This is a genomic window from Halorubrum zhoui (assembly GCF_051194155.1).
GTDB lineage: Archaea > Halobacteriota > Halobacteria > Halobacteriales > Haloferacaceae > Halorubrum.
On record NZ_JBLZNJ010000004.1, the window covers coordinates 78,293 to 90,297 of the forward strand.

The window sequence follows — 12,005 nt, forward strand, 5'->3', positions numbered from 1 at the left end:
GCGAGGCGCGCAAAAGACTACCGCTCGACGGCTCGGGGGTCACTCGACGTACAACGAGTAGACGATAACGGCGAAGCCGACGGCCGTCAACAGACTGTCGATGGCGATCCCCACGGCGAGGTCGGCACCGATGATCTGGTGAGAGACGCCACCGACGGCGGCACCGACGGTGACGACGCCGAAGCCGATGGCGAGTGCGCGCAGCGACGGGTCGCCGGTGCGGCCGAACGCCCGAAGCGCGTAGTAGGTTATCGAGCCCCCCAGGAGGAGGATGGCGGTCTTTGCGGCGATGATGGTCAGGTCGATGTGTGCAGTCATGTTTCCTCACGAAGCTCAGACCAGAGGTCGGCCAGTCGTTCGTCGCGCGTGCGTTCGGGGCGGTCGAGTTCGACGACGAGTTCGCGGCCCCGCTCTTCGTCGATCGAGACGGAGACCGCCTCGAAGGCGACGTCGTACTGTGTCGTGTGCTGGCCGTCGCGGCGGATCTCCGTCGATTCGTCCAACAGGGAGGCGTCGGTGAGCTTCTCAAGCTTTCGGTACGTCGTCGACAGCGGGACGTCACACTCCTCGGAGAGCTGGCTCGCGGTCTTCGGCTCCGAGAGCGCAGAGAGAATGCGCCGTGCGGCCTCGTCGGCGAGCGCGTCGAGCACGTCGTCGACGGCGGGTGGCTCACTCTCGCGCGACGGATCCCGCACCATACGGCCACCTCTCACTCGGGGAGGCTTAAACCATCGAACATCGCCTCGCCACTGTGGACACGACGAGCCGACCGCCGAATCGACACGCGAACCCGTCAACCACAGCGGTGGCGCGCGCCTCGCGAGGTCGCCGAAGGCGGACTCGCGAGCGCGTGCGAGGGATGAGTGAGGGAGCGAAGCGACCGAGCGAATCGGCTGGGGAGGGTGTGGCTGTAACTGGTGCCCGGCTGTCGCAGAGGCGTCTCAGTCACACGATCACCACGCACGTACGAGAGCGAATCGGCCCGGAAGGGCGTGGCCCGATTGGTGCCCGGGTGTCGCGCGGTCGTCTCGGTCACGCGATCACCAACGACGTATAGAATCGGCCCAGGAGGGTGTGGCTACAAATTGTGTCCGGAAGCCACACAGTCGTCTCGGTCACACGATCACCACACGCGTACCGGATCGGCCAGAGGAGGACGGCCCGGACCGTCTCGGGACGTCGTCGACGCCACGCGAGAATCGACACAGACGGCGTATTGATATCGCAACATACGATTTACGAGCCGCCCGAGACCCCGATCTGCACGTCCACGAGACGCGTCGCTAGGCGGGTCGAGCGGGTCGAAAAACGGTCGTATTCAGAACGGCGCCTGCGGGCCTTCGTCGTCGTCGGTGGTCTCGCCGGGGAACGACGGCGACATCCCGCCGGTGCCGCCGAGGTCGCCGTCTGCGCCGGCACCCGCACCGGTGTCGGCGTGGACGGTCTCGATCTCGGGGATCTCTTTGACCATCCGAGACTTGATCGCCTGGATCGTCATCGGTGAGATGCCACAGCCCGAACAGGCACCACCGAGTTGGACGTGCACCTCACCTGTCTCGCGGTCGAGGTGGCTGATGGCTGCGCTGCCGCCGTGCATCTGGATCTGCGGGAAGTTCCGGCGCAGGAAGTTCGTGATACGCTCGCGAAGGTCGTTATCGGGGTCGCTCGTCTCAGTGCTCATGTGTCGCGGAACGAGTGCGCTGGGCTTATGTGTTTGGTTCGTTCCGACGATCCTACGCCGGTCGGTCGGCATCAAGCGTGCGGTACAGCTCCGTTTCGATGCGCTCTACGTACTCCGCGAGCGTCTCCTCAAACGTCTCGTCGTCGACGACGACACCCTGGAGCCGCTCGCGCGGATTCGGCGGCAATTCGACGCGGAACGCCCCGTCTTCGTACATCGGCTCCGACTCGTTGAGGACCATCTGGTCAATCCCGTGGATCAGCTCGGAGTCGTGTCGGTCGTTCATGTGTGAGAACGCGTTCTTGTACGCGCGCTGGAGCTCCGTGAAGTAGTTCGCGTACTTGTCTTCGAACTTCTCGGGGTCGAACTCGGTCATACCCCCAATACGAAAACGAGCGAAAAAAGCCAGTCGGTCGGACCGGACGACACAGATCCGCCCTGGCCGTCGAGGAGGACGGAGCGGGAGAACGACGAGCAAGTAAACCCCATGTGACGATATAAAATGTGGACTCGTCTACCTCGGTCAGATCTCACTACGGTGAACGAGCACAACGTGGAGTGACTTCTCCCACGACTAAAGTCGTGGGCTTCCCTCACTGAGGGTTAGGCTCACGTCGTCTGGGGAGTTCGCAGGTTCCATCTCACCGGTAGGTCTCTTGAGTACGACCTGCGTTTCGGGCTGAGCCACAACAGCCCCCACCGTCGATAGCGGACTCTGAATGTTCTTACCGACGGCTCGTTTGCCGATGTTTGTCGCACCATTCTTGTCGCCGTTGTCGTTCAGTCCACAGTCGTGACACTCAACACGCCCCTGTACCTCACGACTCGTGTTCTGTGACCCACACCGCCAGCACGTCCGAGACGTATCGTACTCTCTTACTGGGCCACATTCGCGCCCGTCGAGGTGGGCCTTATACGTGAGGATGTTCGCCATCTTCGCATACGGCATCTTGTGCGTCTTGTCGTTCACGTACCGACCGTTGTCGTTGTCGAAGCGCAACCCTGTCAGGTCACCGAAGACCATGACTGCGTTGCGTTCTCGCGCGCGAGCGACGAGGTCGTTTGCCACTTGGTGTAGCTCGTGTTCGACCGTTCTGGATTCCTTGTCACCGAGTCGTTCGATGACCTGCGCTCCTGAATGCACCTTCGCCTTCCCGATGGCTTTGCGGAGTTGCTTGTAGTGTTCGCGGACACGGCGGACTTCCGCGCCGTGGAACTGGGTGTCGCGGTCGGAGAGGAATGTGCTGACCGCTATCCATTTCGCACCCATATCGATGGCGAGAACGTCGTCGTACTCGTCTGCGACGGCCACAGACCGTCTGCAGGCGAGGTGAACGTACCACTCGCCGTTCCGGTGGACGAGTTCCGAGTCGCTGATACACTCGTCGGTGAGTAGGTGCGTGTCCTTCTCAGGGACGTGGACAGGCACCCAGATGCTGTCCCCGCGTTCTTTCTCGGGGTTGTAGACGGGGAGTTTGAACCACCACGACGAGAGAACCGTGTCCTCGTCGTGTTCAATGGTGATGCAGTCGTTGCGGAGGACGACTGGCTGTTCGGTGTCTGCTCGTGGATTCTTGTTTGACCGGACTTTGCTCGCCTGTTGTTTGGTGGCAGAGTAGAGGTTCGTGTTGTCGTCACCGTGAACAGCGTCTTGGAACGCGCCGTACTCGCGTTTGACGAGTCGGGCTTTCCGCTCGGTGAGCGAGTGGAGTTTGACCCGTACAGTGGTGGTGACTTCTCGCTGCACCGTTATCGTCCGGTCTGTGCTTGGATATACTTCTCGATGGTCTGACTCGACACTTCGCCTGCCGAGGAGACGAAGTACGAGCGCGTCCACAGTGAGGGGAGGCCGAAGTCGAACTCGTCGCGGAGGTTCCGTGAGGTGTAGCCCTTGAGTTGTTGGATGATTTTGTTCGGTGCGAGTTTCGGGTTGCCCGTGATGAACAGGTGTACGTGGTCGGGCTGGATTGCCAGTCGGAGAATGTCGAGGGCGAGTTCGTCGGCTTTCTCCCCGATACGTTGTTCGAGGCGGTTGGCGACCTCGTCGGTCAGCACCGGTTTGCGGTACTTCGGGCACCACACGAAGTGGTAGTGGAGGTTGTGAACCGACGTTCGTTCTCGACTGTACCCCCGTGGCATATTGTTAGATAGACAGCAATCTATATTAGGTGTTACGACTCCATCAACCCTCGGTCGGCTATTGAGGATGGGTTGTGGAGGGGTTGTCGGATTCATCCCACGACTGAAGTCGTGGGCTTTCTCCTCGATTTCGTGTAAGCGAGGAAGGGGAACACCGGAACGAGCGGGAGGTCCGCAGACGAGACGAGCGCCGACGGCGGCCCCTGGAGGGGCCGTCGCACTCACCGATTCAGCGTGTGTATCGCCTGCCCACGGGCGTTCTCTGCGGCCTCCATCACGGCCTCGGCGAGCGTCGGGTGCGTGTGAACCGTGGACGCGAGGTCTTCGAGCGTCGCGCCGAGCTCAACTGCGAGGGCCGGCTCTGCGATCAGTTCAGAGGCCTCCGGCCCGACGATCTGTGCGCCGAGGACGAACTCGGTGTCGGCGTCGGCGACGATCCGCACGAAGCCGTCGGTGTGGCCGGTCGTCATCGCGCGGCCGGAGGCGTCGAACGACATCTCCCCGATGACTGGGTCGAACCCGGCCTCGTCGGCGTCGGCCGCCGTCATCCCGACGGTTCCGATCTCGGGGTCGGTAAAGACGGCGGCGGGGATCGCCTGCGCGTCGAGCGCGGCGGGCTCACCGGCGACGACCTCCGCGGCGACGACGCCCTCCTGTGAGGCCGCGTGTGCGAGCATCGGATCGCCCGCGACGTCACCGACGGCGTGTACGTGGTCGACCGCGGTTCGGGTGCGGTCGTCGGTGTCGAGGAAGCCGCGGTCGGTCGGCTCGATGCCGGCGTTCTCGAGGGCGAGGCCATCGGTCACCGGCGCGCGTCCCACGGCGACGAGCACGCGGTCGGCCGGATACGCCGACTCTTCGCCGTCGTCGGTCTCCGTGTGGACGAGGTAGCCGCCGTCACCGGACTCCGACCAGCCGCTTGCACCCTCGCCGAAGTGGAACTCGATGCCGAGGTCCTCCGCGCGCCGTCTGACGATGCGTTTGACGTCGTCTTGGTACGGACCGAGGATGTCCTCGAGCATCTCGACGACGGTGACCGTGGTGCCGAGCTTCGCGTAGACGGTCGCGAGCTCCATGCCGATGTATCCGCCACCGACGACAACGAGCCGGTCCGGGATCGACTCGGCGGCGAGCGCCGCCTTCGAGTCCCACACGTGGTCGTCGTCGAAGGCGAACCCGGGGATCTCGATCGGTCGAGACCCGGTGGCGACGATCGCGTGCTCGAACCCGATGGACGTGGCGTCGCCGTCGTTTTCGTCGTCGCGGTCGACCCGGACGGTGTGTGCGTCGAGGAACGACGCGGTCCCCGAGACGAGGTCGACGCCGTTGGCCGTACACAGCTTCTCGACGCCTCCGGTGAGCCGGTCGACGATTCCGTCTTTCCACTCGACCATCCGCGCGAGGTCGACGGCCGGGTCGGCGTGAATGCCCATCGCTTCGGCGGTTCTCGCCTCGTGTGCGAGACCGCTCGCCGTGATGAGCGCCTTCGACGGGATACACCCGCGGTTGAGACAGGCGCCGCCGTACGCGTCGCGCTCAACGAGTGTCGTATCGAGCCCGAGCTGTGCGGCACGGATGGCCGCGACGTAGCCGCCCGGGCCCGCACCGATCACCAGTACCTCCGTGTCGATCGTGTCGTCAGTGTCCGTCATTGGTGGGTCAAAAACAACAGGGGTTCTTCAAGCCGTTCGATCACCGTCTCGAGAAACGCCGCCGCGGCCGCGCCGTCGGCGACCGACGGGTCGACCGCGAGCGAGAGCGGTATCGTCGACGCGGCGACCACGTCTGCGGTTCCGTCGGACGCTTCACGCACCGTCGGTCGCTTCTCGACGGCGCCAAGCGCGAGCGTAACGGGCGCCGAGTCGGTGACTGCCGGTGCGACGTGATCGCGACCGAGCGCGCCGGGAGCGGTGAGCGTGAACGCAGGGCCGGCCGAGGACGCACCGTCGGACCCGGCGGGACCGCCGTCTTCGGCGGCGTCGCCGTCGACGGTCGTCGCCGCCGTCAGCTCGAAGACGCCCCGGTCGGCGGCGTTCTCGACGAGCGTTGTCGCCAGTCCGTCGGCAGTCGTCACACCGACGTGAATAGGCCCTGGCTCGGCCGAGCCCTCGGCTTCGGCACCCTCGACGCCGAGCGCGGGATACCGTTCGAGGCCGACCGCGACCGCCTTGGCGACGAAGGCCAGCAAACTGGGCCGATCGCCGTCTGCCGCCCGCGACGCGAGTCGGTCCCGAGCCGCGAGCACCGCGTCGACCGTGGCCGTGTCGTAGACGACGGTCGCCGTCCCAGTGGTCGCCGTTCCGGCGGTCGGTGAGGTCGACGGCGGCACGGCGGTGTCCGTCGAGGCCGTCTCGACTGCGCCCGTCTCGACGCCGGCGCCGGTCGTCACGGCGTCGGCACCGCCCTCTTCGGCCGCTAGCTCGGCTGCGTACGCGCGGAGGCGGTCCTCGTCGACGACCGCCTCGCCGTCTCGCGTCTCGTCGGTCGGCACGCGGTCGAGGTCGACGTCGAGCTCGTCCGCGAGTCGACGCGTCGCGGGCGTCGCGAGCGTGGTCGAGCGCGAAGGCGCCGTACGGCTCTGAACGGCCGACGATCGGTCATCAGATCCGATGTCGAGCGGCGTCGGACCCGACGATTCGTCGGCCTCCGCGTCAGTTACCCCTGCGGACGCCTCTTGGCCACGAACCGCCGACTGCCGGTCGTCGGAGCCGAGATCGAGGGGCTTCGGACTCGAGGACTCGTCGGCCGTGGTGTCAGATCCCGCGTCGCGGTCTGCCACGTGGTCCGTGACGTCTCCAGCGGTGATCCGGCCGGACGGTCCGGTGCCCTCGACGGCCGTGAGGTCGACGTCGCGTTCGCGGGCGAGGCGGCGAACCGAGGGCGGTGCGAAGACGCGCCCCGACGGGACCGCTGCCTCGTCGGGACCGCCCTCGTCCACTGGGTCCGCCGCCGCTGCGTCCGTCTCAGGCGACGCGTCCGACTCAGACGACGCGTCCGCCTCAGACGACGAGTCCGCGTCGGCGTCTGGGTCGACGGTCGCGAGCGCGTCCCCGACGGCGACGACGCTTCCCTCCTCGATCGAGAGCGATTCGACGACGCTGTCGACCGACGCGGTCACCTCGACAAGCGACTTGTCGGTCTCGACCTCGGCGACGAGGTCGCCTGCCGCGACGTGGTCGCCCGGTTCGACCAGCCACGAGACCAGCTCGCCCTCCGACGCGTCGCCGGCGTCCGAAAAGCGGAGTGTTTCCGTCATGGGCTGAACTCTACAGCCTCCTTGATACCTCTCTCGATGTCTCTCACCAACTGGGTCCGTGCCGACTCGTCGGCCGACGGCGGCTCGTCGCCGGAGAACGCCCCGTCTGAGAGCGGCTCGTCGCCGGTCGGCGTACAGTCGACGACCGGGGCTTCTTGATACAACAACGACTCCGCTTGGAGGAGCGCCGTGATCTCCGACGCGAGTCCGTCGGCGAGCGAGGACGGCTGGACGACAACGGCGCGGCCGGTGCTGCGGAACGTCTCGCGTATCGTCTCGCGATCGAGCGGCGCGAGCGTGCGGAGGTCGACGACCGTACAGTCGGTCCCCGACTCGGCCAGCCCCTCAGCCGCTCGAAGCGCCGCGCTCGTCACCGCCCCGGCAGTGAACACCGTCACGTCGTCGCCACGGCGCACGACCGCTGCTGCCCCTCCCTCGAGCGCGACGGACGCTCGATCCCGCGGGACCATCGTTCGCGCGTGGGCTGCGGCCGGTGGATCGAACACGACCGCCGGCCGCGGATCGTAAAGCGCCGCAGCGAACAGGTCGGCGGCGTCCGCCGCGGTCGACGGTGCGACGACTACCGGCCCCGAGTCCGTGTCGACCGTCGCGTTCGCACCACCGGCCGTCTCGCCTGTATCGCTCACCTCGCCCGCCGGAGCCGAACCCGCCCGGACGAGACTCGAGCGGACGGCGGACGCGTCACGCAGCCGGGCCGAGCGCGCGGAGACGCGGATCGTCACCGGCTGAGGTGCGGCGTCGGCGGACCCGCGGATGGGGGTGACGCGGTCGATCGCTGTCGCAACCGTCGACGGCGGACCGACGGCCGCGACGACCGGGCGAACTCCCGCGGTGGCCGCGCCGACGGCGCAGTCGACGAGTGTCGCCGTACCGACTGGGAGCGACAACACGCGGTCACGGCCGACGGCCGACGCCAGCGCGTCGATCTCACGGCCAGTTCGGTCCGACGCGTCGACCGTGCTGCCGAACAACACGTGGTCGTCGGTCGCCCGGAGCGCCGTGCGGAGCTCGGCGTGGATCGCCTGCCGTGGGGTGAGCGAGCGCGCGTGTGCAGCGCTGGTATCGTCGGTAGTCGTGTCCGCCGGAGCAGCCATCGCGCGTGCCGACTCGCCGGTCGCATCGGCCGTACGCCGTGTCGAGGGCGTTCCAGCCGGCGAGTCGGCACGCGCGATCGCCTCGTCGACCGCCTCGGCCACGCGGATACGCGCATCCGCTTCGATCGCGTCGAGGTCCTCGGCGTCGAGGACGCCGGCGGACCGGAGGTATCGTTCCAGTCGCGACGACGGCGCGGTCGCCGGGTCCGCCGCCCGGCAGCCGACGGCCTCGATCACGACCGCGTTTAGACGATCTGCCGGCTGCCCGCGCGCGTGCTCGACGGCAGCCGTCGTGACGGCGGACACGGCGAGCGGGTCCGAGCCGTCGACGCGGATCGTCTCGAGGCCGAACGCCGCCGCCTGGCGAGCCGGCCGCGACGGCGGAGTGCGGTGGGCGGCGGGTGCCGCGTGCGACCGAGTAGCGTGGCGTCGGTCCGTCGGGACGCAGACGAACACGACCGGTGCGTCGAGCGCACTCGCGAGCTCGCATGCCTCGTGAAACGACCCGCTGCGGGTCGCGTCGCCGTCGACGTAACACAACGCGACCGCGTCGTCGCCCCGGTGTGCGCCGCCCCAGGCCGCACCGGTCGCACGCGCCGCCGCAGCGTGCGGGGGAGCGACCGACTCGACGTGCGCGCCGGTCGCACCGCTCGTCGGGTCGAGCCGCGACCGGATCGTCTCGATCAGCGACTCCCGGTGAACGAGGGCTGCCGCGTGCGTCGGGCGGGACGCCCAGCGTGTGTCTCGTGGGTCAAGGGCGGCCGCCGAGGCGACCTGCGTCGCGGTGAAGCCGGCGACCGGCCGGTACGAGCGCAGCCGACCCTGGTCGCGGAGGCTCGAGGCTCGTCTGTCCGCGTGCGCGGCGAGTCGCAGCGAGCGGGCGAGCCCGACGAGCGCGTCGGGGGAACGGTCGGCGGAGTCACCGACGACGGACCCGTCCGCATCGAGGATGCGAACCGGGTCGTCGGGAAATCGATCGAACGCGCTCACCGTCGGGACCACTCCATCATGGGCGTGGATTTTGTGGCCCGGGTAATATCGTTTCTGCGAGACACGGGACCAATGCGGGCCGTGGACCCGACGGCCGGCGACGGTTCACCCGAGCCGAAACGAGGGCTCGTCGGGATCGAGCGAGCGGTCGCCGTCGTCGGGATCGAACGAGCGACCGCCCGCCTCGTCGACATCCCGGTCGTCGAGGTCGTCGAGCAGCACGACGTCTTCGGACCGCGCTTCGAGCTGCGATTCGAGGTACGCGACGTAGCGTTTGTGTTCTTCGAGCTGCTCGCGGAGGTGGTCGGCCTCGAGCTCGAGTCGTTCGTGTTCACGGACGAAACTCTTCGGGACCTCGACGCGCGGTGGGAACGGAGCCGGGTCGTCGTCGCCGTCGAGCTCCGAGTCTGGAACGACGCTGACCTGGCCGTCGTGGGCAACGAGGTCGTCGACGTAGTCGCGGAACACGGCCGACAGCGAGATGTCGCGGTCCTCGGCGATCTCCCGCAGCGCCTCGAAGGCGTCCTCGTTGACGCGGAAGGAGATCGTCTTGTTCTTGTTGCCCATTGTCGTCACGTAGCACTCTCGAGTACTTTAACGTTCGTCAGACGGGGATCGCGAGTCGGCAGCCACCGTCACCGATCGGAGACCGCGTGGCCGACCTCGCGTGCCTGAGAGCCCGCGTTCGGGCGGCTTCCTCAGTCGGCGGCGGGGTCGGGGGCGTCTGTCGTGTCGGTACCGCCGACAGCGAGCTCGTCGGTCTCGTCGAGGTCCTCGAGCGCGGACAGCGACGCGCGCTTGTACGTCGCCGGATCGAGCGCGTACTGCTCGTCGGCCATCCGCGCGTACTCGTTGCCGTCGTCGTCGAACGCGGCGACGCGGTCGATCGTGCGCCGGGCCGTCTCGGCGACCCAGCGGTCGCGGACGGCCGCGTCGACCGTCGTGATCGACTCGGGTCTGACCGACACGCGGACCTCGCCGTCGTCGGTCTCGTACGTCCGGGGCTTGCCCACAACTGCGACGTAGGCGGGCGGGTCGAGCGCGCGGAGCGCGGAGGCGGCTTCGGGCTGGTACTGGCCGGCGTACACGAAGAACGTCCCCGTCGGGTCGACGATGCGTCCCCGCCAGTACTCGCTGTCTTCGCCGACATCGTCGCGCTCGGTGAGCGTGCCGACGAAGAAGACGCGGTTCGCCGACGCGCCGGTCGGCAACAACAGGTACACTGGGGCGCGCTCGTCGTCCGACTCCTTGAACGTGTAGCCGGCGTCGTTGAACTCGCTCGCGAAGACGCGGCGCGCGACCTCACGAGTCGGGGCCGATCCACTCATTTCAGATCGACCTCGCTTCGATGAGCGCACTCTCGACGTCGACCGGCCCGGGCTCCTCGAACTCGTCGACCAGCACGTATCGGCCGAAGGTCGGCCCGGTGACGCGGTAGTACCGACCGAGGACGTCGTCGGCCATCTCCTCTGCGACGACGGTCGTGTCGAGCGCGTCCATCGCGAGGTCCTTCGCCTCCTCGAGGGTCATTCCAGTGAGTCGCTCCGTGGCCTCGCGGTCGAAGATGACCTCAGTGACGGTCTCGCCGTCGTCGAGGACGCCTTTGATTCGAAGGTCGAACTCGCCGTCGACCTGGCCGTGTTCAGAACACCGGCCGTTCTGGAGGACGCGGGTGCAGTCGTCCTCCGGACAGCGCTTGATCAGCCCGGAGCCGGACTGGATGTCGACGAGTGCGCCTTCGACCGTGTCGGCGTCGTCGCCGACCTCGATCGACTCGTCGAGCTCCGTGATCTGTGTGGTCCGGTTGAGTTTGACCGAGTATCGGCCCTCGTACTCGTCGGTGACGACGTTCGAGAGCGCGTACGACTGGCCCTCCGAGAGCACCGGAAGGTCCGACGTCTCGAACGCGACGAACTTGATCGTGCCCGACTCGTCGCCGAGGAGCCCGACCTGGGCGATCGAGTCGCTGCGAGGCTCCCAGAGGTCGACGAGCGTCACCCGCAGGTCGACCCACTGTTCGTCTTCGTCGATGTCGGCCACCTGAACGCGGGTGGCACCGCCCGGGGCGAGCTCGTCGCGGTCGAGCCCGGCGTCGTCGAGGTAGCTGTTGGTGACGCTTCGGCGCGCCTCCTCAAGCGGGACGCGGTACTCGTCGACGAGGTTCTCGAGTCGAGACTCGATCTCCGCGGGGTCCACCTCGAGGTGGTCCGAGAACTGTTCCGCCATCGCTTCCGCTTCCTGTCGCAGTTCGCTCATGGGTGTCTCGCCTCCGGTCGTGTTTCTGTGGGAGGCGTACGACGGTTGGTTCCTCATCGTATTAAAACGCCGGTGACCGGGGTGAAAGTGGCAGATCGTCAGACGGACGGCAGCCGCGCGGCAGTCGAGCGCGGGCGGCGTTTCGAGTGGAACGTGTCGAAACGCCGATCACAGCGGCGGGCTCTGTGTAAGCCAGCGACGAGCATTTCACCGGAGCGGCCGAATGACTCGTATGGACGACCGGCTCGAGCGGGTGATCCGCGGGCAGCTCCGGAAGGCCGGCCGGCAGTTCGAGGCGGCGAAACGGGCTTACGAGGAGGGACGAACGGACACCACGGACGCGAACGAGGCCGCCGAACGGTACGACCTACCGACTGACGAGGCGGGACGCGCCCGAATCGTCTGTCGACGGTACGCGGAGCGACGGACCGTCGAGGTCGACGAGGCGGGGCGGCCGGCGTGTTTCGAGGCCGCCCACGCCGACTGTGAGGGGTGTGCCGCAGACGTTCGGGCGGGGCGCGTCGAGACGTGGTGACCAGACGTGACCGCCACCGACTAGTACAATCGG

At 67.3% G+C, this 12,005-nt stretch carries 13 protein-coding genes; 1 reads left to right on the plus strand and 12 read right to left on the minus strand.

Annotation, left to right across the window (positions count from 1 at the left end; genetic code table 11):
• Positions 1-39 precede the first annotated feature (39 nt).
• The 12 genes from ACNTAO_RS07880 to ACNTAO_RS07935 form a co-directional block, all read right to left on the minus strand.
• Positions 40-318 (minus strand): DUF7521 family protein, encoded by a 279-nt coding sequence (locus tag ACNTAO_RS07880; RefSeq protein ID WP_435161439.1) that lies wholly within the window; start codon positions 316-318, stop codon positions 40-42.
• A complete protein-coding gene (locus tag ACNTAO_RS07885) occupies positions 315-698 on the minus strand; it encodes an ArsR/SmtB family transcription factor (RefSeq protein ID WP_435161440.1) in 384 nt (127 codons plus the stop codon). The genes ACNTAO_RS07880 and ACNTAO_RS07885 overlap by 4 nt, the downstream gene beginning before the upstream one ends.
• Before the next feature lie 620 nt (positions 699-1,318).
• Entirely contained in the window at positions 1,319-1,681 is a 363-nt protein-coding gene (locus ACNTAO_RS07890) for a NifU family protein (RefSeq protein WP_435161441.1), read from the minus strand.
• A gap of 52 nt (positions 1,682-1,733) precedes the next feature.
• Entirely contained in the window at positions 1,734-2,057 is a 324-nt protein-coding gene (locus ACNTAO_RS07895) for a DUF5783 family protein (RefSeq protein WP_435161442.1), read from the minus strand.
• 198 nt (positions 2,058-2,255) lie between these two features.
• Positions 2,256-3,428, minus strand: a complete 1,173-nt coding sequence (locus ACNTAO_RS07900; protein WP_435161443.1) for an RNA-guided endonuclease TnpB family protein — start codon at positions 3,426-3,428, stop codon at positions 2,256-2,258.
• Between the two features lie 2 nt (positions 3,429-3,430).
• Entirely contained in the window at positions 3,431-3,820 is a 390-nt protein-coding gene (gene tnpA / locus ACNTAO_RS07905) for an IS200/IS605 family transposase (RefSeq protein ID WP_435161444.1), read from the minus strand.
• A 221-nt stretch (positions 3,821-4,041) separates the two neighbouring features.
• Positions 4,042-5,472: a dihydrolipoyl dehydrogenase gene (gene lpdA, locus ACNTAO_RS07910; RefSeq protein WP_435161445.1), complete on the minus strand. Its 1,431-nt coding sequence runs from the start codon at positions 5,470-5,472 to the stop codon at positions 4,042-4,044.
• Entirely contained in the window at positions 5,469-7,076 is a 1,608-nt protein-coding gene (locus ACNTAO_RS07915) for a 2-oxo acid dehydrogenase subunit E2 (protein WP_435161446.1), read from the minus strand. Before ACNTAO_RS07915 ends, lpdA begins: the two co-directional genes overlap by 4 nt.
• Positions 7,073-9,181: a transketolase C-terminal domain-containing protein gene (locus tag ACNTAO_RS07920; RefSeq protein ID WP_435161447.1), complete on the minus strand. Its 2,109-nt coding sequence runs from the start codon at positions 9,179-9,181 to the stop codon at positions 7,073-7,075. Before ACNTAO_RS07920 ends, ACNTAO_RS07915 begins: the two co-directional genes overlap by 4 nt.
• A gap of 105 nt (positions 9,182-9,286) precedes the next feature.
• Entirely contained in the window at positions 9,287-9,748 is a 462-nt protein-coding gene (locus tag ACNTAO_RS07925; protein WP_435161448.1) for a DUF8146 domain-containing protein, read from the minus strand.
• 131 nt (positions 9,749-9,879) lie between these two features.
• Positions 9,880-10,509, minus strand: a complete 630-nt coding sequence (locus tag ACNTAO_RS07930; RefSeq protein WP_435161449.1) for an RPA family protein — start codon at positions 10,507-10,509, stop codon at positions 9,880-9,882.
• A 1-nt stretch (position 10,510) separates the two neighbouring features.
• Positions 10,511-11,437, minus strand: coding sequence for a replication factor A (locus tag ACNTAO_RS07935; RefSeq protein ID WP_435161450.1), 927 nt, complete (start codon positions 11,435-11,437; stop codon positions 10,511-10,513).
• A gap of 232 nt (positions 11,438-11,669) precedes the next feature.
• Between ACNTAO_RS07935 and ACNTAO_RS07940 the strand changes: the two genes are divergently transcribed.
• Positions 11,670-11,972, plus strand: coding sequence for a DUF7091 family protein (locus ACNTAO_RS07940; protein WP_435161451.1), 303 nt, complete (start codon positions 11,670-11,672; stop codon positions 11,970-11,972).
• Positions 11,973-12,005 lie beyond the last annotated feature (33 nt).

Bases quoted from the DNA above. Each gene is read 5' to 3' on its own strand.
- ACNTAO_RS07880 (WP_435161439.1), bottom strand. From the start codon at position 318: ATGACTGCACACATCGACCTGACCATCATCGCCGCAAAGACCGCCATC.
- ACNTAO_RS07895 (WP_435161442.1), bottom strand. From the start codon at position 2,057: ATGACCGAGTTCGACCCCGAGAAGTTCGAAGACAAGTACGCGAACTAC.
- ACNTAO_RS07925 (WP_435161448.1), bottom strand. From the start codon at position 9,748: ATGGGCAACAAGAACAAGACGATCTCCTTCCGCGTCAACGAGGACGCC.
- ACNTAO_RS07930 (WP_435161449.1), bottom strand. From the start codon at position 10,509: ATGAGTGGATCGGCCCCGACTCGTGAGGTCGCGCGCCGCGTCTTCGCG.
- tnpA (WP_435161444.1), bottom strand. From the start codon at position 3,820: ATGCCACGGGGGTACAGTCGAGAACGAACGTCGGTTCACAACCTCCAC.
- ACNTAO_RS07915 (WP_435161446.1), bottom strand. From the start codon at position 7,076: ATGACGGAAACACTCCGCTTTTCGGACGCCGGCGACGCGTCGGAGGGC.
- ACNTAO_RS07935 (WP_435161450.1), bottom strand. From the start codon at position 11,437: ATGAGCGAACTGCGACAGGAAGCGGAAGCGATGGCGGAACAGTTCTCG.
- ACNTAO_RS07885 (WP_435161440.1), bottom strand. From the start codon at position 698: ATGGTGCGGGATCCGTCGCGCGAGAGTGAGCCACCCGCCGTCGACGAC.
- lpdA (WP_435161445.1), bottom strand. From the start codon at position 5,472: ATGACGGACACTGACGACACGATCGACACGGAGGTACTGGTGATCGGT.
- ACNTAO_RS07940 (WP_435161451.1), top strand. From the start codon at position 11,670: ATGGACGACCGGCTCGAGCGGGTGATCCGCGGGCAGCTCCGGAAGGCC.
- ACNTAO_RS07890 (WP_435161441.1), bottom strand. From the start codon at position 1,681: ATGAGCACTGAGACGAGCGACCCCGATAACGACCTTCGCGAGCGTATC.